The organism is Methylosinus trichosporium OB3b, assembly GCF_002752655.1.
Taxonomy (GTDB): Bacteria; Pseudomonadota; Alphaproteobacteria; order Rhizobiales; family Beijerinckiaceae; genus Methylosinus; species Methylosinus trichosporium.
This window is the reverse complement of the sequence record NZ_CP023737.1, coordinates 392359-411834: the sequence shown is the minus strand read 5'-3', so window position 1 is coordinate 411834 and position 19476 is coordinate 392359. Positions and strand designations below refer to the sequence as shown.

General features: G+C 66.1%; 19 protein-coding genes and 1 tRNA gene. 15 read left to right on the top strand and 5 right to left on the bottom strand.

Annotated features, from left to right (window positions below):
- Window positions 1–66: 66 nt before the first annotated feature.
- Window positions 67–1050, bottom strand: coding sequence for a cell division protein FtsX (locus CQW49_RS01975; RefSeq protein ID WP_003612783.1), 984 nt, complete (start codon window positions 1048–1050; stop codon window positions 67–69).
- Between the two features lie 7 nt (window positions 1051–1057).
- Window positions 1058–1720, bottom strand: coding sequence for a cell division ATP-binding protein FtsE (gene ftsE / locus CQW49_RS01970; protein ID WP_003612784.1), 663 nt, complete (start codon window positions 1718–1720; stop codon window positions 1058–1060).
- Window positions 1721–1865: 145 nt separating this feature from the next.
- Between ftsE and CQW49_RS01965 the strand changes: the two genes are divergently transcribed.
- Entirely contained in the window at window positions 1866–2456 is a 591-nt protein-coding gene (locus CQW49_RS01965; RefSeq protein WP_003612786.1) for a hypothetical protein, read from the top strand.
- Window positions 2457–2506: 50 nt separating this feature from the next.
- On the opposite strand, the gene CQW49_RS01960 is transcribed toward CQW49_RS01965, so the two are convergent.
- A complete protein-coding gene (locus tag CQW49_RS01960) occupies window positions 2507–3133 on the bottom strand; it encodes a class I SAM-dependent methyltransferase (protein ID WP_003612787.1) in 627 nt (208 codons plus the stop codon).
- A gap of 243 nt (window positions 3134–3376) precedes the next feature.
- Between CQW49_RS01960 and pdhA the strand changes: the two genes are divergently transcribed.
- The 9 genes from pdhA to CQW49_RS01915 all read left to right on the top strand — a co-directional run bounded on the left by pdhA (window position 3377) and on the right by CQW49_RS01915 (window position 13517).
- Entirely contained in the window at window positions 3377–4417 is a 1041-nt protein-coding gene (gene pdhA, locus CQW49_RS01955) for a pyruvate dehydrogenase (acetyl-transferring) E1 component subunit alpha (protein ID WP_003612789.1), read from the top strand.
- A 208-nt stretch (window positions 4418–4625) separates the two neighbouring features.
- Entirely contained in the window at window positions 4626–6017 is a 1392-nt protein-coding gene (locus tag CQW49_RS01950; RefSeq protein ID WP_003612792.1) for a pyruvate dehydrogenase complex E1 component subunit beta, read from the top strand.
- A 4-nt stretch (window positions 6018–6021) separates the two neighbouring features.
- Complete coding sequence (locus tag CQW49_RS01945) at window positions 6022–6981, top strand: 2-oxo acid dehydrogenase subunit E2 (RefSeq protein WP_003612794.1); 960 nt, start codon at window positions 6022–6024, stop codon at window positions 6979–6981.
- A gap of 677 nt (window positions 6982–7658) precedes the next feature.
- Window positions 7659–9707 carry a TonB-dependent receptor gene (locus tag CQW49_RS01940; protein WP_024749359.1) on the top strand — a complete coding sequence of 683 codons (2049 nt, stop codon included), beginning with the start codon at window positions 7659–7661 and terminating at the stop codon, window positions 9705–9707.
- A 3-nt stretch (window positions 9708–9710) separates the two neighbouring features.
- Entirely contained in the window at window positions 9711–9986 is a 276-nt protein-coding gene (locus CQW49_RS01935; RefSeq protein ID WP_003612798.1) for a hypothetical protein, read from the top strand.
- The gene (locus tag CQW49_RS01930; RefSeq protein ID WP_003612800.1) at window positions 9983–10267 is read left to right on the top strand and encodes a hypothetical protein; all 285 of its coding nucleotides are present in this window, start codon (window positions 9983–9985) and stop codon (window positions 10265–10267) included. The genes CQW49_RS01935 and CQW49_RS01930 overlap by 4 nt, the downstream gene beginning before the upstream one ends.
- A gap of 7 nt (window positions 10268–10274) precedes the next feature.
- Window positions 10275–11909, top strand: coding sequence for a PepSY-associated TM helix domain-containing protein (locus CQW49_RS01925; protein WP_003612802.1), 1635 nt, complete (start codon window positions 10275–10277; stop codon window positions 11907–11909).
- A 77-nt stretch (window positions 11910–11986) separates the two neighbouring features.
- Window positions 11987–12298, top strand: a complete 312-nt coding sequence (locus CQW49_RS01920; protein WP_003612804.1) for a hypothetical protein — start codon at window positions 11987–11989, stop codon at window positions 12296–12298.
- Window positions 12299–12422: 124 nt separating this feature from the next.
- Window positions 12423–13517 (top strand): Mrp/NBP35 family ATP-binding protein, encoded by a 1095-nt coding sequence (locus tag CQW49_RS01915; RefSeq protein ID WP_003612806.1) that lies wholly within the window; start codon window positions 12423–12425, stop codon window positions 13515–13517.
- 161 nt (window positions 13518–13678) lie between these two features.
- On the opposite strand, the gene CQW49_RS01910 is transcribed toward CQW49_RS01915, so the two are convergent.
- Window positions 13679–14977, bottom strand: coding sequence for an OmpP1/FadL family transporter (locus CQW49_RS01910; protein ID WP_244593395.1), 1299 nt, complete (start codon window positions 14975–14977; stop codon window positions 13679–13681).
- A gap of 414 nt (window positions 14978–15391) precedes the next feature.
- On the opposite strand from CQW49_RS01910, the gene CQW49_RS01905 reads away from it, so the two are divergent.
- The 5 genes from CQW49_RS01905 to CQW49_RS01885 all read left to right on the top strand — a co-directional run bounded on the left by CQW49_RS01905 (window position 15392) and on the right by CQW49_RS01885 (window position 18245).
- A complete protein-coding gene (locus CQW49_RS01905; protein WP_003612809.1) occupies window positions 15392–15736 on the top strand; it encodes a hypothetical protein in 345 nt (114 codons plus the stop codon).
- 4 nt (window positions 15737–15740) lie between these two features.
- The gene (locus CQW49_RS01900) at window positions 15741–16133 is read left to right on the top strand and encodes a hypothetical protein (protein WP_003612811.1); all 393 of its coding nucleotides are present in this window, start codon (window positions 15741–15743) and stop codon (window positions 16131–16133) included.
- An 11-nt stretch (window positions 16134–16144) separates the two neighbouring features.
- Window positions 16145–16468 carry a YnfA family protein gene (locus CQW49_RS01895; RefSeq protein WP_003612813.1) on the top strand — a complete coding sequence of 108 codons (324 nt, stop codon included), beginning with the start codon at window positions 16145–16147 and terminating at the stop codon, window positions 16466–16468.
- A 75-nt stretch (window positions 16469–16543) separates the two neighbouring features.
- Window positions 16544–16633: transfer RNA gene (locus CQW49_RS01890), tRNA-Ser, on the top strand.
- Between the two features lie 265 nt (window positions 16634–16898).
- Window positions 16899–18245: an IS1380 family transposase gene (locus CQW49_RS01885; protein WP_003616184.1), complete on the top strand. Its 1347-nt coding sequence runs from the start codon at window positions 16899–16901 to the stop codon at window positions 18243–18245.
- Here the strand turns inward: CQW49_RS01885 and CQW49_RS24260 are convergent.
- The gene (locus tag CQW49_RS24260) at window positions 18226–19395 is read right to left on the bottom strand and encodes a hypothetical protein (RefSeq protein ID WP_155931224.1); all 1170 of its coding nucleotides are present in this window, start codon (window positions 19393–19395) and stop codon (window positions 18226–18228) included. The genes CQW49_RS01885 and CQW49_RS24260 overlap by 20 nt on opposite strands.
- Window positions 19396–19476: the final 81 nt, after the last annotated feature.

Genomic DNA, 19476 nt, shown 5'->3' with positions numbered 1-19476 from the left:
GAAATGTGTGAGCGCCGGCGCAGCCTGTCTAGTGGTGGGACGGTGCATCGTAATGCCCGCCGCCCATCACTTCAGCCGGCGCAGCTGACGGAACACGGTCTCCTGCGACATGAATCCGGTGAGCAGGCCCGCCGCCGCCGAAATGGCGGCTATCACCGCATAGCCGCGCGGCCCGAGCGAGACGCTGCCGAACATGGCCTCGATCTGATCGCCGCCGGGCGTCGCCGTCCAGCCGCTCGCCAGATAGCCGGCGAGAATGAAGAAGATCATGGCGCAGCCGCCGCCGATAAGGCCGCCGCGCAGGCCGAGCGCCACGAAGCGCCGTTGGAACTGGCGGGCGATATAGCGATCGGCGGCGCCGACGAGATGCAGCACCTCGATGATCTCGCGGTTTCCCACCATGGCCGCCCGCGTCGCGAAGGCGACGGTGAGGCCGGCGGCGACGACGATCAGCGCGAACACCATCGCCGCCACGGCGACGGCGGCGCCGGCCATCTGGCCGAGGCGCTCGACCCATAATCTATGGTCGTCGAGCGCGGCGTTGGGCAGCTCGCGCGCGAGCTCGCGGCGCAGGTCGCCGAGATCGGCGCGCTTTTGCTGGTCGAGCTTGAGGACAATCATGCGCGGCGCCGGCAATTCGGCGAAATCGAGCCCCTGACCGAGCCAGGGGGCGAGCAGCGCCTCCGATTCCGCCCTGCTGTAGACCTTCACGTCGCGCACGCCCTCCGCGGCGACGAGGATCGCCGTCGCGCGCACGACATCGGCCTCGACGTCGCGGCCGGCGATCGGCCGGATCTGCACGCTCGCCTCGCGCGAAACCTCGCGCCGCCAGTCGACGCTGGCGTCGGCGACGAGCAGCGCCGCGCCGGCGGCGAGAGCGGCCAGAAAGGTCATGATGGCGATGACGATGACGAGCGAGCGCCCGGCGATCGACCAGGTCGGGACCAGCGGCGTCTCGCGCGCCAGCGCCTCGTCGAGCGGGACGGACTCTTGCTCCTCGTCCGTCGTCTCGATGGCCGCGCGTCGCGCCAGAATCGCTCGAAGGGTCATGCGCGCCTCACTCGAAGACATGGAGGCGGCCGTCGGCGAGCACCAGACGGCGCGCAGCCTCATATTGGTCCATCAGCGCGAGGTCGTGGGTGGCGATGACGACCGATGTGCCGCTCTTGTGCAATTCGATGAACAGCCGCAGCAGCCGCCGCGCCAGGGTGGGGTCGAGATTGCCGGTCGGCTCGTCGGCGAGCAGCAGCTCCGGCCGCACGATCAGCGCTCGCGCGATCGCCGCGCGCTGCTTCTCTCCGCCCGAGAGAACGGTGGGAAGGGCGGTGATGCGATTGTCGAGCCCGACCCAGCGCAACAGCTCCAGCACCTCGGCGCGATAGCTCGCCTCCTCGCGGCCGATGACGCGCAGCGGCAGCGCCACATTCTCATAGAGGGAGAGATGGTCGAGCAGGCGGAAGTCCTGAAACACGACGCCGATGCGGCGGCGGATGTCGGTCACCTCGTCCTTGCCCAGCGTCGCCGCATCCTGGCCGAACAAAGTGATGCGCCCGCGCGTCGGCTTCAGCGACATCAAGACGAGCTTGAGCAGCGTGGTTTTTCCGGCGCCCGACGGCCCGGTCAGGAATTGAAAGGAGCGCGGCTCGACGGTGAAAGAGAGATCGGAGAGGATCTCGTTTCCCGTCCCATAGCGCAGCCCGACATCCGCAAAGCTCAGCAAGAGGCGCCTTCCATTAACGAAGCGGCGTCAGAATCACCAAACGAACCTTAGCAGTTCACGGCCTCTTAACCATATCGCGCATTAATGGAGAAGAAGGTCCGGCGTTGTGATTTTTGCGCGCCGGCGGCGGCTCGGAGGCCGGCCCATGCGCGAAAAGCGTCCTATTCCTCTTTATCCCGCTCTCGACACTCTGCGCGCGAGCGAGCCCACCAGCGCCGAAGCGGCGCTCGCCGATTGGGAGCGCGCCCATGCGCGGCTCTGGCGCGCCCCTCCGCTGGAGGAGGAGCCCTGGCAGGAGCGCCGTCCCAGCCGTCTTCCGGTGATCGCCGCGGCGATCGCGGTGATGCTCGGCGCCATGGGGCTGATCGGCATGCGCGAGCGCGTCGTGCGGCTCGCCCCTGGCGCCGCGGGGCTCTATTCGGCGGCCGGGCTGAAGGTCAACGTCTTCGGCCTCGATCTGCGCTCCGTCACCTCGAAGATCGCCGAGGAGGGCTCGCGCAAGGTGCTGACGGTCGAAGGCGAGATCGTCAATCTGCGCCAGCAAGCCAATCGCGTGCCGAAAGTGGCGCTCGCCGTGCGCGGCGCCGACGGGCGCGAGCGCTATGTGTGGACCGAGACGCCGCCCAAGGCGCGTCTCGCCGCCGGCGAGACTCTGGCCTTTCGCGCGCGTCTCGCCTCGCCGCCGGCGGATGGCGCCGATGTGATGGTGCGATTCGCGGCGCTGGACGGAAAATAGGCTCGTCGCCGCGCTCGGGCTTTGGAATCCTGGCACCTCGCCTCCAGCAGCTAGAGTTGCGCCCGCAGGGCGCGGTAGAGCGCCATTCCACCTTCCTCATGGACGAGGCCGACGGGCGCAAATCCTGCTCGCTCGAGGGCCGCCGGCTGCTCGTCCCGCGTGAGGAAGAGCGTGGATTTCTCCTCGCGCGCGGCGTCGGCGTAGTAATCGCAATAAAGGAGAAGTCCGCCGGGACGGATCGTCTCGTGGATGAGATCGAGCAAGGCGGGCAAGCGGTTCTTGTGGCGCAGCTCATGTGCGGCCTGCATCGTGACGACGGCGTCGACGCCGGCGAGACCGGCCGCCCAGGAGTTCGACCTGAAATCGGCTTCGACAAACGTCACGCGGCTCGAGGCCTCGGCGAGATGCTCATGCGCGAGCGCATGCATCGCCGGCGAGAAGTCGATCGCATGATAGCTTTCGATGCGGCATCGGCGCAGAATGGCGCATGCGAGGTGTCCTGGGCCCGATCCCAGCTCCGCAATCCGTATCGGCGCGTCGAAACGCCCTTCCAGGGAGGCGCAGAACGCATCGAAGAATCGCGGTCTGTGCGGCCTTCGGGCGACCGTGTCCGCCGTCCAGGCGCGGGCCTGATCGATGTCGTGAAAGTCGATCGGACTGGGTGTCGCTTCGGTCATGATCCAGGCTCTTGCTCGGACGCGAGCGCCGAGCTTCCACGCTATCCTCTCCGATCGACGGCGGGGAGAGAGAAAATCTCTCTCGACCCACAGCCGATTTGCAGCGCGTCTCGTTTTCCGTCCGCTTTCGCGCTATCCTGCGTGGCGGCGGAGGTCTCGCCGCGACGGAGCTGGAGACGAGGGCTCGCGGAACGCCACAGACGCTCCCAGTTATTGTCGTGGCGCCGACGGAGATGCGCGGCCATGCCGGCAACGGAAAAGAACGATACGAAGCTCGCCGATGTCGCGGGAGCGGCCGAAGGCGCCGCGGCCGTCGATGGCGTATTGCAGTTCTCCCGCGAGCAGGAGCTCGCCGCCTATCGGGCGATGCTGCTGATTCGCCGCTTCGAGGAGAAGGCCGGCCAGATCTACGGCATGGGGCTCATCGGCGGCTTCTGCCATCTCTATATCGGCCAGGAGGCGGTCGTCGTCGGCGCGCGCATGGCGGCGCGGCCGACCGACCAGTTCATCACCGGCTATCGCGACCACGGCCATATGCTCGCCTGCGGCATGGAGCCGAAGCGCGTGATGGCCGAGCTGACGGGGCGCAGGAGCGGCTATTCCAAAGGGAAGGGCGGCTCCATGCATATGTTCTCGCGCGAGAAGAATTTTTATGGCGGCCACGGCATCGTCGGCGCGCCGGCGCCGCTCGGGGCGGGGCTCGCCTTCGCCGACCTCTATCGCGGGACCGATTCGGCCTCGCTGACCTTTTTCGGCGAGGGGGCAGCCAATCAGGGGCAGGTCTATGAGAGCTTCAACATGGCGGAGCTCTGGAAGCTGCCTGTGGTCTATATCGTCGAGAACAATCGCTACGCCATGGGCACCTCGGTCGAGCGCGCCTCGGCCCAGCCCAATTTTTCGAAACGCGGCGAGGCTTTCAACATCATCGGCCGGCAGGTCGACGGCATGGACGTCCGCGCCGTCGCCGCCGTGGTGACCGAGGCGCTGGACTGGTGCCGGGCGGGGAAGGGGCCTTATCTCATCGAGGCCAAGACCTATCGCTACCGCGGCCATTCGATGTCCGATCCGGCGAAATATCGCTCGAAGGAAGAGGTGCAGAAGGTCCGCGAGGAGCAGGACCCGATCGAGCAGGTGCGCGCGCGCCTGCTCGCCCTCGGCGCCAGCGAAGACGAGCTGAAGCAAATCGACGCCGCCGTGCGCAAGATCGTCTCCTACGCCTCCGATTTCGCCACCAATGACGCCGAGCCCGATCCGAGCGAGCTCTGGACGGACGTGGTGCTATGAAGCGAGGGCGGACTCTCGACGTGCGAATCCTTCTCCCGCGCGCGGGAGAAGGTGGCCCGGCGCAGCCGGGTCGGATGAGGGTCCGCACCGCATCGGCGCTGCGCATCGACTGCAAGGGCCCTCATCCGACCTCGCTTCGCGAGGCCACCTTCTCCCACAAGTGGGAGAAGGGAGGCTGCGCTGTATTTTCCATTCGGCGGATAAATCCATGACCGTCAATGTTCTCATGCCCGCTCTCTCGCCCACGATGGAACAGGGCAAGCTCGCCAAATGGCTCAAGAACGAGGGCGATAAGGTCAAGGCCGGCGATGTCATCGCCGAGATCGAGACCGACAAGGCGACGATGGAGGTCGAGGCCGTCGACGAGGGCGTGCTGGCGCGCATTCTCGTGCCCGGCGGCGCCGAGAATGTCGCCGTCAACACTCCGATCGCCGTCATCGCCGAGGAGGGCGAGGAGGTCGGTCCCGCCGAGCCCGCGGCTCCCGCCAAGGCGCCGGACGTTCCCGCATCGGCTCCCGAGCCGGCCACCGCGGCGGCGACCGCCACGCTCGCACCGCCGCCCGCGCCTGTCGCTTCCTCGCCCGCCATCGCCGCGCCGGAAATTCCACCCGACACGGTGCTGATCCCGATGACCATGCGCGAGGCGTTGCGCGACGCCATGGCCGAGGAGATGCGCCGCGATCCGGACGTCTTCGTCATCGGCGAGGAGGTCGCCGAATATCAGGGCGCCTATAAGGTCACGCAGGGGCTGCTGCAGGAGTTCGGCGCGCGCCGCGTCGTCGACACGCCGATCACCGAATATGGCTTCGCCGGCCTCGCCGTCGGCGCCGCCTTCGCGGGCTTGAAGCCGATCTGCGAGTTCATGACCTTCAATTTCGCCATGCAGGCGATCGACCATATCGTGAACTCGGCGGCCAAGACTCTGTATATGTCCGGCGGGCAGGTCAATTGCCCCATCGTGTTCCGCGGGCCGAACGGCGCGGCCGCGCGCGTCGGCGCCCAGCACAGCCAGGATTATTCGTCCTGGTTCTCGCAGGTGCCGGGGCTGAAGGTGGTGGCGCCGTCCAACGCCGCCGACGCCAAAGGGCTGCTCAAGAGCGCCATTCGCGATCCCAACCCCGTCGTCTTTCTCGAGAACGAGATCCTCTACGGCAAGCAGTGGGACACGCCGATGATCGAGGATTTTCTGATCCCGATCGGCAAGGCTCGCGTCGCGCGAGCGGGGACGCATGTCACGCTGGTCTCTTTCTCGATCGGCGTCATTCATGCGCTCGCCGCCGCCGAGGCGCTGGCCAATGAGGGGATCGAAGCCGAGGTGATCGATCTGCGCACGCTGCGGCCGATGGATGTGCCGGCGATCGTCGCATCGGTGAAGAAGACCGGCCGCTGCGTCGCGGTGGAGGAGGGCTGGCCGCAATGCGGCGTCGGGGCCGAGATCGCCGCGCGCGTGCAGGAGGAGGCCTTCGATTATCTCGACGCGCCGGTGCTGCGCGTCACCGGCAAGGACGTGCCCATGCCCTACGCCGCCAATCTCGAGAAGCTGGCTCTGCCTTCCGTCGCCGAGGTGATCGCGGCGGCGAAGGCGGTTCTCTATAGGTGAATCCATGGCGCTTTCGGGAGACGAGCGGCTCGCAGGCGGCGGCGGACGCATTTTCGCGTCGCCTTTGGCGCGGCGGCTGGCCAAGGAGAGCGGGCTCGACCTCGCCGCTCTGACCGGCTCCGGCCCACATGGGCGCGTCGTCGAGCGCGATGTGAAGGCGGCGCTCGCCGGCGGTCGTGCGGCCGCCGGCCCCTCTGCGCCGAGCGAGGCGCCGGTCGCGCTTTCCGACGAGGTCGTGCGAAAGCTGTTCGCGCCCGGCTCCTTCACCGAGATCCCGCATGATTCGATGCGCAAGGCGATCGCCCGGCGCATGACCGATTCGGTGCGGACCATTCCGCATTTCGCGCTGCAGACCGATTGCGACATCGATGCGCTGCTGCGCCTGCGCGAGGACTACAACAGCGCCGCGCCGAATGGCGCGGACGGAAAGCCCGAATGGAAGGTCTCCGTCAACGACATCATCGTGAAGGCGATGGCGCTGGCGCTGCAGCGCGTCCCCGACGCCAATGTGACCTTCACGCAGAACGCGATGCTGAAGCACACAGCGTCCGATGTCGGCGTCGCGGTCTCAATTCCCGGCGGCCTCGTCACGCCCATCATTCGCGACGCGCAGATGAAGAGCTTTCGCGAGATCGCCATCGAGATGAAGGATCTCGCCGCGCGCGCCCGCGAGCGCAGATTGAAGCCGAGCGAATATGAGGGCGGCACGACGGCCGTCTCCAATCTCGGAATGTTCGGCGTCAAGAATTTCTCCGCCGTCATCAACCCGCCGCATGCGACCATCCTCGCGGTCGGCGCCGGCGAGAAGCGCGTGGTGGTGAAGAATGACGCGCCGGCTGTGGCGACGATCATGAGCGTGACGCTCTCGGTCGATCACCGCGCCGTCGACGGCGCGCTCGGCGCGGTTCTGCTCGCCGAGTTCAAGCGCCTGATCGAGCGTCCTATGGCGATGCTGGTCGACTGACTAGCGCCACGCTTCATCGAATGTGATGGGCTTAGAGAGCGAGCCTGAAGGCTCGCGGTCCAGGAGCCGCACTTGGACCGCGAGCCTTCAGGCTCGCTTTTTCTGTCCCGTCAAATCGTCTGAATCACGCCACGAGCCGCGCCATCGGCGCCGCCGGGTCGCGCCACTCGGCAATAGTCGAGAATTGGAATAATTATGAATAATATCGCCTGCCACCAATAATATTTCCACGCAGAAATAAATATCGACGACTTTATAAATGTTCTCAATACCTAAGTAGCGTCTTGATCCGCCAATACCCTGTCTATAGCTTCGCCAGATGTGAGGCTTTTATAGGTTCGGCGGTCGTGATGAGAGAATGGAATGACAGTATTGTAACGTGCCTGTGCTGCGCGGCGCCGTCCTCGAGGCGCGCATCGCATGATCCTGCGAAGATCATCGGCGCCGCAGCGTTGATCCTCTTTGGAGCCGAGTCCGTCGCAAAGGCGGAGCCCGGCGTCACCTCCCTTCCCGCCGTGGCGGTCGACGCGCCGAAGGAAAAGCCGCGGACGGCGGTGAGACATACGGCGACGCCGACGCGGGCGGCGCGACATCGTCCGACACCGGTCCGGGGACCGCGCCCGAACCCGGTGGCCGCTCCTACGCCCACAATGGCCCGGTCGCCGTCGGGAGAAGGCTTGCATCCGGCGCCGGCTCAGGCGGAGATCGGCAATCTGCCCAAGGCCTATGCCGGCGGGCAAATGGCGCGCGGCGCGCGGCTCGGCATGCTCGGCAATCGCGACATGATGGACACGCCGTTCAACGTGTCGAGCTACACTTCGGCTCTCATCGAGAATCAGCAGGCGCGCACGCTGCAGGATGTGATGGAGAATGATCCGTCGGTGCGCATGACGACGCCCGCCGGGCATATGCGCGAGAATTTCCGCATTCGCGGCTTTCAGGTCCTCGGCAGCGAGCTCGCGCTCAACGGAATGTATGGCCTCGCGCCGGACGGGCATGTCCCGGTCGAATTCCTCGAGCGCGTCGAGGTGCTGAAAGGGCCCGGCGCCCTGCTCAACGGAATGGCCCCGTTCGGCGCGATCGGCGGCTCGATCAATCTCGTCACCAAGCATGCGGGCGAGACGCCGATCAGCCGCATCAGCGGCGATTACACATCGAACACCCAGCTCGGCGCGCATGTCGACGTCGCGCGTCGCTTCGGCGATCACGGCCAGTTCGGCGTGCGCTACAATGGCGTCTACCGCGGCGGCGAAACCACGGTCGATGGGCAATGGAAACAGCGCGGCCTGAATGCTCTGGGGCTGGACTTTCGCGAAGAGCGCTTTCGGCTGTCGCTCGACGCCTATCACAGCACGGAAGACTTCCGGAACGGCAGCTCGCTGATCGCGAGCTTCTCGGGCGCTGGCGTCGCCGCGGCGCCGTCTTCGAGCACGAATCTCTTTCTCGGCTCCAACAGCCGCTACGAGAACGGCGCCGTCGTCGGACGCGGCGAATTGGATATCACCGAAAATATCACCGTGTTCGGCGGCGTCGGCTTCTCCAGCAATGATTATGGCGGCTTCACCAATGGCACGCAGGCGCAGAACGTCACTCCGACGGGAGACTATAAATGGTCGATCGTCAATTTGCGCGGCTATCAGAACACGCTGTCTTCGCAGGGAGGGCTGCGCGGCCAGTTCGACACCGGGCCGCTTCACCATCAGCTCGTCGTCAGCGCCTCGTCCTTGTCGTTCACCGCCGGCACGCGAAACACCCGCTCGGGACAATATTCGTCGAACATCTATGCGCCAGTGACGCCGCCGATCGCAGCCGATCCGGGCGATCCGACGCAGACATCGCAAACGCATCTGGCCAGCTTCGCCGTCGCCGACACCATCTCGGCCTTCGACGAGCGCGTTCAGTTCACGGGCGGCGTGCGCAGCCAGCGGGTGCAGACCAAGAACATCAACCCCAGCACGGGGCAGGTGGCCGTCGTCGGCGGGGCGCTCAACCAATATGACCGCCATGCCCTCTCGCCCGCCTTCGCGCTCATCGTCAAGCCATGGGACGAGCGGCTGTCGCTCTACGCCAATTACATCGAGGGCCTGACTCAGGGCGACCGCGTGACCGATGCGACGGCGACCAATTACAATCAGATCTTCCCGCCGTTCAAATCCGAGCAGATCGAGACCGGCGCCAAGCTCGACTGGGGAAATATCGCGAGCACGATCAGCTTCTTCGAGATCACGCGGCCGACGCTGATCCGCACGGGCGCCACCTATGACGCCGACGGACGCCAGCGCAATCAGGGCATAGAGTGGAACGTCTTCGGCGAGCCGGTCGAAGGCGTGCGCCTGACCGGAGGCGTCGCCTATACGGTCGGCGTGATGACCCGGACAGCGAATGGGCTGCTCGACGGAACGAACGCCTATGGCGTGCCGAGATGGCAGGCGAATCTCTACGGCGAGTGGGACGTTCCCTATCTCTCCGGACTGACGGCGGAAGGCCGCGTCGTCTATACGAGCGCGCAATACGTCAACTCGGCCAACACCTACAGGCTTCCCGAATGGGCGCGACTCGACGCGGGGCTGCGCTACGCCACCCACATCGTCGAGACCGGCGTGACCTTCCGCGCCAATGTGACCAATCTGCTCGATCACAGCTATTGGTCCGGGACCTTCAGCGATGGGTTCGCGACATTGAGCGCGCCGCGCACGGTGCTGCTCTCCGCTACGGTCGATTTCTGAAAAATGACCGCGACCTTCCTCCTGGCGACGGCCCTGCTCGGCGTGCTCGCCGGCGCGGTTCTCCTCTATGGCGGAACGTCGCGACAGAACTTGCTCCCCCGTAGCCTTGCGGCGGCGCCGAGCCTGCTCGGAGCCGCCGTCTTTTTGCTCGTCGCCGGGGCGGCGTTGCAGCCGCTGATGGCGCCGCTCACCGCCTTCTTCACGGAGCTCGTGCTGTTGATGACGCTGCTGATCGCGCTTCCGATCGTGGCGGCGCTGCGCAAGGGGAGGGGCCGATGACGCCATTTCGTCGCGACATCGTGAGCAAGAGCCTCGCGGGCGTGGTTCTCGGCTTCGCTCTCGCGCTCGCTCTCGTCGGCCTCTTCGCCCGTCTCGGCCCGCAGGGTCTCGAAGGCGGAAACAAATATCAGCTGGTCATGTGGATGATCGCGCCGATCTGGCTATCCGTCCTCGCCTTCGTCTTCCTGTTTCGCAGCGGCCTTCGGGCTTGGCTCTGGCTCGGCGGCGCCAGCCTTCTCGCTCATGGCGGGCTCCACGCCTGCCGGCTGCTCCTGCATTGAGGCGAGCATGCGCTCCGAGGTCCTGAGGCTCTACAAGACCATCCACAGCTGGACCGGAATCGTCTCCGGCATGCTTCTGTTCGTCTGCTTCTACGCCGGCGCGCTCACCGTCTTCGCCGAGCCGATCGGCCGCTGGGCGACGCCGCCCGCGCGCGGCGCCGCGACCATCGCCGGCGCCGACGAGCTGATCGCGGCGACGCTGGCGGCGCGGCCGGACGCGGCGAAGGATTTCTCGCTCTATCTCGCCGCCGATGGGCGTCCGGCGCGGCTCGCCTGGCGCAAGAGCCGCGAGGACGCGGTCAGATGGATGGCCTATTTCAGTGAGGCCGGCGAGTTGCGCGTCGAGCGCTCGCATCCCTCGTCGATCGCCGCCGTCGTGGATGCGGTCCACCGCACCGCGGGCCTCCCTGTCGGCGTGGAGATCGGCGAGAACATCACGGGCGTTCTCGCCGGCCTCTATTTCGTCGCGCTCGTCTCAGGACTGATATTGGTTCTTCCGTCTCTCGTCCGCGATGTCCTCGCCCTGCGCCTTTCCGCCAATCTGAAGCGCATGTGGCTCGACGCGCATAATCTCGTCGGCGTCGCCAGCCTGCCCTTTCATCTCGTCATCGCGCTCACCGCCTTCGTGTTCGGCTTGCATGATCCGATCTATGCAGCGCTCGATCGCATGGTCTACGACGGCGAGCTGCCGAAGATCATGCGTTCCACCAGTCCCTTCGCGGGGGTGAGGCGCGACGAGGCGTCCGCCGCGACGAAGCCGGTCGCCGAGCTGATCGCGGCCGTCGCGGCGACGTCCGCGGGTTTCACGCCCAAGGGCCTGCATTATCGCGACATGCACACGCGCGGCGCGACCGTGCGGGTGTTCGGCGAGGATCCGCGCTTCCTCTCGCGCGGCGGCGGTTTCGCGGCGCTGCGCGGCGCGACAGCGGAGGTCGTCAATGTCGACTATCTGCCGGAAGCGCAGAGCTCCTGGACCAAGATCGTCGCAGCGTTCTTCGCGCTGCATTTTGCGAGCTATGGCGGCGACATTGTGCGCTGGACCTATCTCGTCCTCGGCCTCGCCGGCGCCTTCCTGTTCTATTCCGGCAATCTCTTATGGATCGAGTCGCGTCGGCGGACCGCGCGCCGCCATGGGGAAGGGGTCATGCAGACGCGATCGACCCGCCTCATGGCGGCGGCGACCGTCGGCGTCTGCCTCGGCTGCGTCTGCGGCTTATCCGTCGCCATTGCGTCGGTGAAATGGCTGCACGGCCATGTCGACGATATCGAAGTGACGAGCCGCGCCATCTATCATGCGGTCGCGGCGCTCGCCCTGGCCTTCGCCTTCGTGCGCGGCGCGGCGCGCGCCGGCGCCGAGCTGCTGGGCGTCGCCGCCGTGGCGACGGCGGCGATTCCGGCCGCGAGCGCCGCCGCTCTTGTCGCGCCCGGCCTCGGCCCCTTCGCCTCCGCCGATCCGTCGGGCCTTTGCGTCGATATTGTCGCCGCGGGCGCCGCGCTCGGCTTCGCCGCTCTGGCGCGCGCGGCGCGTCGGCGCAGCGGGGCCGGACCGTCCGACAGCGTATGGTCGGCTGTTCCCGCGAGCGGAACAGGCGCCGAAGGCGCGCCTACCGAAAGCCGCGCGACGGCGCCCGAGCCGCGGTGAGCGCAAGGACGGCTTGAAAAGCGCTCGCCGCGCGCAAGTTCGTAACGGTCCCTTCACCGTGAACGAAAGGCGCAGCAATGTCCGAGACGCTCATCAATCTCCTCATCCAGCTCTTTTCGGGCGCAGCCGGCGGCGCGGGCGTCGCCAAGGCCTCGAAAAACCTCGACCTCGGCCCGATCGCCAACGCCATCGTCGGCGCGCTCGGCGGCGCCGGCGGCGGATCGATCCTCACCTCGCTCATTCCGGCGATCGCCGGAACCGCGGCCAATGGCGGCTTCGACATCGCGGTCTTCGCCGGCCAGCTGGTCGGGGGTGGCGTCTCCGGCGCGATCGTCACCGCGATCGTCGGCCTCATTCGCAACGCGCTGGTGCAGCGCCAGCGCGCCTGAGCCTTCGCTTCGCACGCGGCCGTAGACGCATCGGTCCGATATCGGCATACCGATTGCGTAGAACCGTTCCAAAGACGTCCCCATGCGGGGGCGTCCGAGGCGGATTCGTGCGAAGGGCAAGACAGTGGCCGATGAAGCAGCAATATTGAAGGCGCTCGAGAGCGTCTCGGGACCCGGAGGCAAGTCGATCGTCGCGGCGGGCCTCGTCAGCGGGATCAATGTGTCGGGCGGAAAAGTCTTCGTCTCGCTGAGCGGCGATCCGGCGCGCGCCAAGGAGCTCGAGGTCCTCGCCGTCGCGGTCGAAGGCGCGGTCAAGACCGTGCCGGGCGTCGAGGCGGCGATCGTCACTTTGACCGCGGAGAAGGCGCCGGCTCCGGCCGCCCCGCCGCCGGGACAGGCGCCGCAGCGCAAGCCGATCGCGGCGATCGAGAAGATCAAATACATCGTCGCCGTGTCCTCGGGCAAAGGCGGGGTCGGAAAATCGACAACCTCCGCCAATCTGGCGCTCGGCCTCTCCGCGCTCGGTTGGCGCGTCGGCCTGCTCGACGCGGATATCTTCGGCCCCTCGGCGCCGCGGCTGTTCGGTCTCGGCGGCCAGAAGCCCGAGGTCGTCGACAATCGGCTGGTTCCGCTCGAGGCCTATGGCGTGAAGGTCATGTCGATCGGCTTCCTCGTCGACGAGGATGTGCCGATGATCTGGCGCGGCCCGATGGTGGTGCAGGCGCTCGGGCAATTGCTCGGCGAGGTCGCCTGGGGCGAGCTCGACGCGCTCGTCGTCGACATGCCGCCCGGCACCGGCGACGTGCAGCTGACCATGGCGCAGCAGGTGCCGCTCGCCGGCGCAGTCGTGGTCTCGACGCCGCAGGATCTGGCGCTGATCGACGCCCGCCGCGGCGTCGCGATGTTCCAGCGGGTCGAGACGCCGATCCTCGGCGTCGTCGAGAATATGAGCTATTTCCTGTGCCCGCATTGCGGCGGCCGCACCGACATCTTCTCCCATGGCGGCGCGCGGCAGGACGCGGAGGCGCTCGGCGTGCCCTTCCTCGGCGAGGTGCCGCTCGATCTCGCGATCCGCGAGACCTCGGACGCCGGAACGCCGGTCGTCGCTACTGATCCCAAGGGCAAATATGCGGCGGTCTATATCGATCTCGCCGAAAAGGTGAAGACCGCGCTCGAGACGCGCACGCGTCGCGCCCCGCCGAAGATCGTGGTGGGCTGAGCGGCTATAGCGCTATCCGATCCGGCTGGATCGGATAGCGCGGGCGAGCCAGAAGGCTCGCGCTGCAAGCATATGGGGCCCTCTGGACCGCGCGCCTTCAACCCTAATTCGGCTAAAGCGCGCGTGGCCGGCCGCCACGCCCGCGCCGCGAGCCCTCTTCTTCAGAGGCGATCGAGGCGCGGGATGAAGGAATGATCGTCGGGATCGAACTTATAGGTCCAGCCGATCGTGAGCTCCAACCCCTGCAGCCACAGATTGACCGTGGCGTTGGGGTTATAGGCGCCGTACGGGTTCTGCGCCGTTTGCGGCAGAGCCTCGATGCCGCGCGTATTGTTCTTGAACGCGTAGATCGCGGAGAAATCAATCGTCGAATTCTTGGTCACTGCGTAGCTGAAGCCGCCGCTGACGTTGTGCATATTGATGACCGGCGTCAGCACATTGAAGCTGGCCGCCCGCGACGGGATCGGGTTCGTGGAGTAATGGTAGCCGGCGCGCAGCGCGAGCCCCGGGGTCGCCCGCCATTCGACGCCGAAAGACGCCGAATTGGTGTCCTGCCAGTCGTAGCCGACGCCGTTGGGCGAGCCGAATGAGTTGAGCCGCAGCGGAAAGCTCGAATTGTGCAGGGTCGGAACGCCCGAATAGAAGATGTGCCGCCAATCGGCCATCACCGTCACATCGGGGACGACGTCATAGGCGAGGCCGGCGATCACCGTCGCCGGAATGTCGAGACGGCCGCCGTCGGCGAGAAGGCCGGAGTATTTCCGGAACGCCGTCATATACATAGGCGTCGACCCGGCCAGGCCGAAGCGCAGCTGTTCGGTGATGCGCCACTGCAGGCCCGCGCGGATGCCGCCGCCGACCGACCAGTCATAGCCATTGTCGGAGAGGTGGTCCGGCGAAGACGAATAGGCCGAGAAGCTCTTGAGACCTTGCACATTGAGCATCTGCACGGCGAGGGTCGGCGCGACGCCGATCGATATCGCGCCGAACTTGCGCGCATAGCCTGCGGTGGTGAAATTCTGTTCGAGGTCGACGCCGGCGAATCCGCCGCCGTAAGGTCCTCCCGCCGGCGCACGGTAATGACCGAAATCATAGGCCGTATTGATTCCGCCATTGGCGTAGGAGGCGGTGCCCCAGGCGGAGTCCCCATCGATCGGCGCGGAATAGGCGTCGTGCGGAATGGGAAACACTGGTCGCCCGCTGCGCACATCGCCCGGCGCGACGACGAGGGGCTGGCCGGTGGTGGAATAGCCGCGATTCACGATCAGGGCCGTGACGCCGAGCTGCAGCTCCCGCGGAAGGTCGACGAGACCGGCCGGATTGATCGACAGCGACATGGCGTCGCGCGAATCGGCGACGCCGGCGCCGCCGAGCGCCTTCTGCCGTGGACCATAGCCGTTGAGAAAATAGCCGTCCGCCGCCAGCGCCGGCGCGCAGAGCGCGCACAGAGCCGCACTCACGGACAAAAGTCCACGTCGAGAAAGTCCCGCCATCGTCGAGTCGCCCCGCCTCTTCGTTCAGTCGCCGCGCATCGGCCCATCGAGGATCAGAAGCGGAACGGTTCTCGCTGGTCTGCGGCTCATCGATTCGGACCTCTGATTCAACCTATCAGAGGCGTCGACCTGAGCGATAGGTCTCGCCGCCGGCTCGGTGACGATATTTTGCCATGATGTAGCGATTTTGCCACAGGAAGCGCAGGGCTCCCACCGCGCTGCATGGTTGCAAATCATTGGAAAGCAGAGGCTTGTGTGACGGCGTCGGGCGTGAGGAAGCGAAGCCCGCGCGAGCTCGGCCTTGTGAAACCGCGCCGACGGGCGCATCCTCGGCGGGGCTCCGAGAGCTCGTTGGGCGGAAACGGAAAGCGGAGAGTTGTCATGCGGCATTTCGAGACCATCATTATTTTGCTCGTCGGCGTCGGCCTGTCGGCGTCGCAGGTCCTGGCCGAGGAGAGCCTCGTGACGCTGAAATCCCCGGCCGAGGGCGAGACCTTGACGGCAGGCAAGGCCTATAAGGTCGATTATGAGGTGAAGGCGGGGACCAAGGCGCATCACGTCCATCTCTTCGTCGATGGGGAGGAGGTCGCGACCGGCCACAAGCTCGTCGGCAGCTTTGCGCTCGGGCCGCTGAAGGCGGGCGAGAGGAAGATCTGCGTCGCGCCGGTCAACAAGAACCATACGCCGATCGGCGCCAAGAGCTGCGTGACCGTCTCGGTGCAATAGCGCGATGCAGCTCGACAACGCGCTCTACGCCCTCGTGCAGATCGTGCATAATTTCGGCGCGGTGGCGGCGGTCGGCCTGCCGCTCGCCGCGCTGCGCTTTCGCGCCGCGGCGCGAGACGCCTATCGACGGACGCTCGTCGCCTGGATCGTGCAGCTGGCGAGCGGCTTCGGATTCGGCCTCGTGAGCTATTTCGTGGTGGAGGAGCTGCCGCAGATCGGCGGCCTCGCCTTCGTCGCGCTGTGCGTGAAAATCCTCTGCGCGGCGCTGGCGATCGCCGCGGCGGCGCTGCTCTCATGGCGGCCCGGAGTCATGTCCGACGCAACCGGGCTGAAGGCGCTGGCGGGTCTCGGGACCGTGGCCCTGTTCAGCGCGGCGATTCTGCGCTGGTTCTCGTGAGGGCCGCTCCCATGGTCGGCGTCGCCGCTTATGTTTGCGCCGCTCTGGCGGAGATCGCCGGATGCTTCTCCTTCTGGGCGTGGCTGCGTCTCGGCCGCTCGGCCTGGTGGATCGCGCCGGGGATGCTGTCGCTGGCGCTGTTCGCGTTTCTTCTCACACTCGTCGACAGCGACGCCGCCGGCCGCGCCTATGCCGCCTATGGCGGCGTCTATATCGTCGCCTCGATCGGCTGGCTCGCGGCGGTCGAAGGCGTGCGTCCCGACCGCTTCGACCTTACCGGCGGCGCCCTCTGCCTGATCGGCGCCGCGATCATTCTGTTCGGCTCCCGCGCCTGAGCGCGGCGCGGGTTGACGCCACGATCCGCCGAGCCATAGAGAGAAGGCGAGGGCGCTTCGGCGCCGCGCAGCGTTGGAAGGGTGGCCGAGTGGTTTAAGGCAGCGGTCTTGAAAACCGCCGTGGGGGCAACTTCACCGTGGGTTCGAATCCCACCCCTTCCGCCAGCCTTGCTAGAGCACGCCACAGTCGTTCGTGCTCCTCCGACCGACTACGAGCGCTACCGCTGTGTAAATGTCTGGTCGCGTCGGAGGCGTTACCCGGCTCGAAACCAGATCGCGGAGAAGAGGAGCGGGAAGTTGTTTATTAGCCCGTCTTATTCATGAAGGCGCTGTTGGAAGGGTGGCGAGCGTAGCATAGATCACTGAAACGGCGTAGGATTTGGTTGTTGACACCAACCCTTTCCCGCTGCACCGGCCTGCCACGCCCGCCATGACAGACGATACGTTCCCCGCCTTCTCGTTTCCAGCCGTCCAGGGCAAGAAAATCACAGCCGCTTTCGACGGCGGCCGCATCTCCTCGGACGGCGGCGTCATGCTGCTCGCCATGGCGGAGCGCCGGCTCGGCGTCGCCGAACGGCTGGCGCGCTGCTTTCCCGATCGCCGCGATCCTGCGCGCATCACCCACACGCTCGCCGATATGATCCGCGCCCGCATCTTCGCGATCGGCTGCGGCTATGAGGACGCCGACGATCTCGATTTTCTGCGCTCCGATCCGGCGTTCAAGCTCGCCTGCGGGCGCCTGCCCGACACGGGCCGCGATCTCGCTTCGCAGCCGACGCTGTCGCGGCTCGAGAACGCGCCGGCCCTGCGCGACGTGATCCGCCTGACCTATGCGCTCGTCGACCAATGGATGGCCTCCTACGAGAAGCCGCCATCTTCGGTCACACTCGACATCGACGACACCTGCGACATCGCGCATGGCCATCAGCAATTGTCGTTGTTCAACGCCCATTATGACGAGCGCTGCTTTCTGCCGATCCATGTCTATGACACCGAGCAGAGCCGTCCCGTCGTTATGATCCTGCGCCCGGGCAAGACGCCGTCCGGCGTCGAGGTGAGAGCGCATCTGCGCCGGCTCGTGCGGCATATCCGCAAGTCTTGGCCGACGACGGGCATCCTGTTTCGCGGCGACGGGCATTATGCGCGGCCCGAGGCGATGGCCTGGTGCGAGGATCACGGCGTCGATTACGTCTTCGGCCTTCCCGGAACCAAGCCGCTGTCCAAGAAGGTCGAGGAGACGGCGGACGCCGTCCGCGTCGAGCGCGCCCTCGACGACAAGGACGTCGTGCGAGGCTATGCCGAGACGCGTCACCGGGCCAAGTCCTGGGACAGAGAGCGCCGCGCGATCGCCCGCATCGAGGCGACGCGGCTCGGCCTCGACATTCGCTTCATCGTCACCAATCGCGCGCATGGCGCGCCGCAATGGCTCTATGAGAGTCTCTACTGCGCGCGCGGACAGGCGGAGAATCTCATCAAGCTGCACAAGACGCAGCTTTGCTCCGATCGAACCTCGTGTCGTTCGGCGCTCGCCAATCAGGTGCGCCTCGTCCTGCACACCGCCGCCTATTGGCTGATGCTCGGCGTGCGCGACGCGATCCCGCGCCCGCGCGACCTCGCCAAAGCCGAGTTCTCGACTCTGCGCCTGCGATTGCTGAAGATCGCCGCGCGCGTGATCGAGACCGCGAGCCGCGTGCGCCTCGCCTTCGCCGCCGCCTGCCCCGAGGCCGATCTCTTCTGCTCCATGCCGGCGGCGCTGCTCATGCCCGCAGGACCATGATCGACGGGGCGGCGCGCCCCCTCTCGTCTCTCCCATTCCTCCCAACGCGTTCCCGAAAGTGCGATCCTCGAAGCGGTGAAAAAGCCGAACGCCCCCGCGCGGCCCGCGAGCCGAACGGCCCGACGATGCAAAAAATCGGACCGTCACGAATAAGAGGGGTTAGCCAGTCGCTCCAATTATCAGGTTCTGGATTAATTCGCCGAGTGGCCGGCTCCGCGTCCGCTGCATGGATGAGGACGCGGAGAGCCATGTCGGACGCTCTTTCCATGAGCTCGTCATCCACATACTCGCCCGTGTCCCACCAACGCCAACCACCTGCGTGCGCGGCGAACTCGTTCCGAAGGAAGTACACATGTTCTGCTAGCTGTCCGTAATTTTGGTGCAGGCCCAGCGTTGCGATCAGATCGGAGCGGCTACGCCGTGGATCGCCGACTACGCTGGTCCACCCAATCGTCTGCAATGATTGCAACACGCAGTCAAAGGCGACCAGGGCTTCGAGTTCGAAGCCGGAGGACAAGAGTGACCGGCCGCGAAGGAAATGGAACACGGCCTGATGAACCGCGGGATCAAATGTATTTCGGCGTGTCCAACCGGATCTGCTCCGAGGTGCCGCTTCAACTCCTCCCCATCGGGTAACACTGTCTTTAACTGCGGTCGAAAGCGCATTTCTCGGCAGGATCGGAGGAGTGACGGCCCCATAGCGTCGACTATGCGCTTCCGAACCAAATGGGTGAAGAACTGCGCGGTCTCTCTCCCAAGCGATCATCAACACCTTAGCTACATGCGAACGATGGACGTACTGACGCGCGTAATGCCCCAACCACGAGAGTATGTCGTAGACGTATTCATCTCGGAAGGCCGTACGCCAGCCGAAACCCCACCCCGGAACGACTGTGCTCACCGCCAGCCCCTTCTGGCAGGGGGCTACGCGCCAACCTTGGCCTGAAGCCTCGAAGTGGGGGACCGAATGATCGCCGAGCAGGATCGTCATGCATTCCGACCATGAGTCGCGATTGGCTATCTCATCGACGAAGCGATCCACGCCCGACGCGAGTTTGCCGCGCATTTCGGGTGGTTGGCTGCTCTCGTCGAACCACTTGAGGATTAGTGATTTTGCGCGAGCCTTCTGATTTGGCGAACGGAAATTCATGGAGACCTTTGACTTGAGCGCTTTTTAACCGTGCCCTGGGATTTGGGGCCTGAGCCACTACAAAATCCCAGATCATCGGGC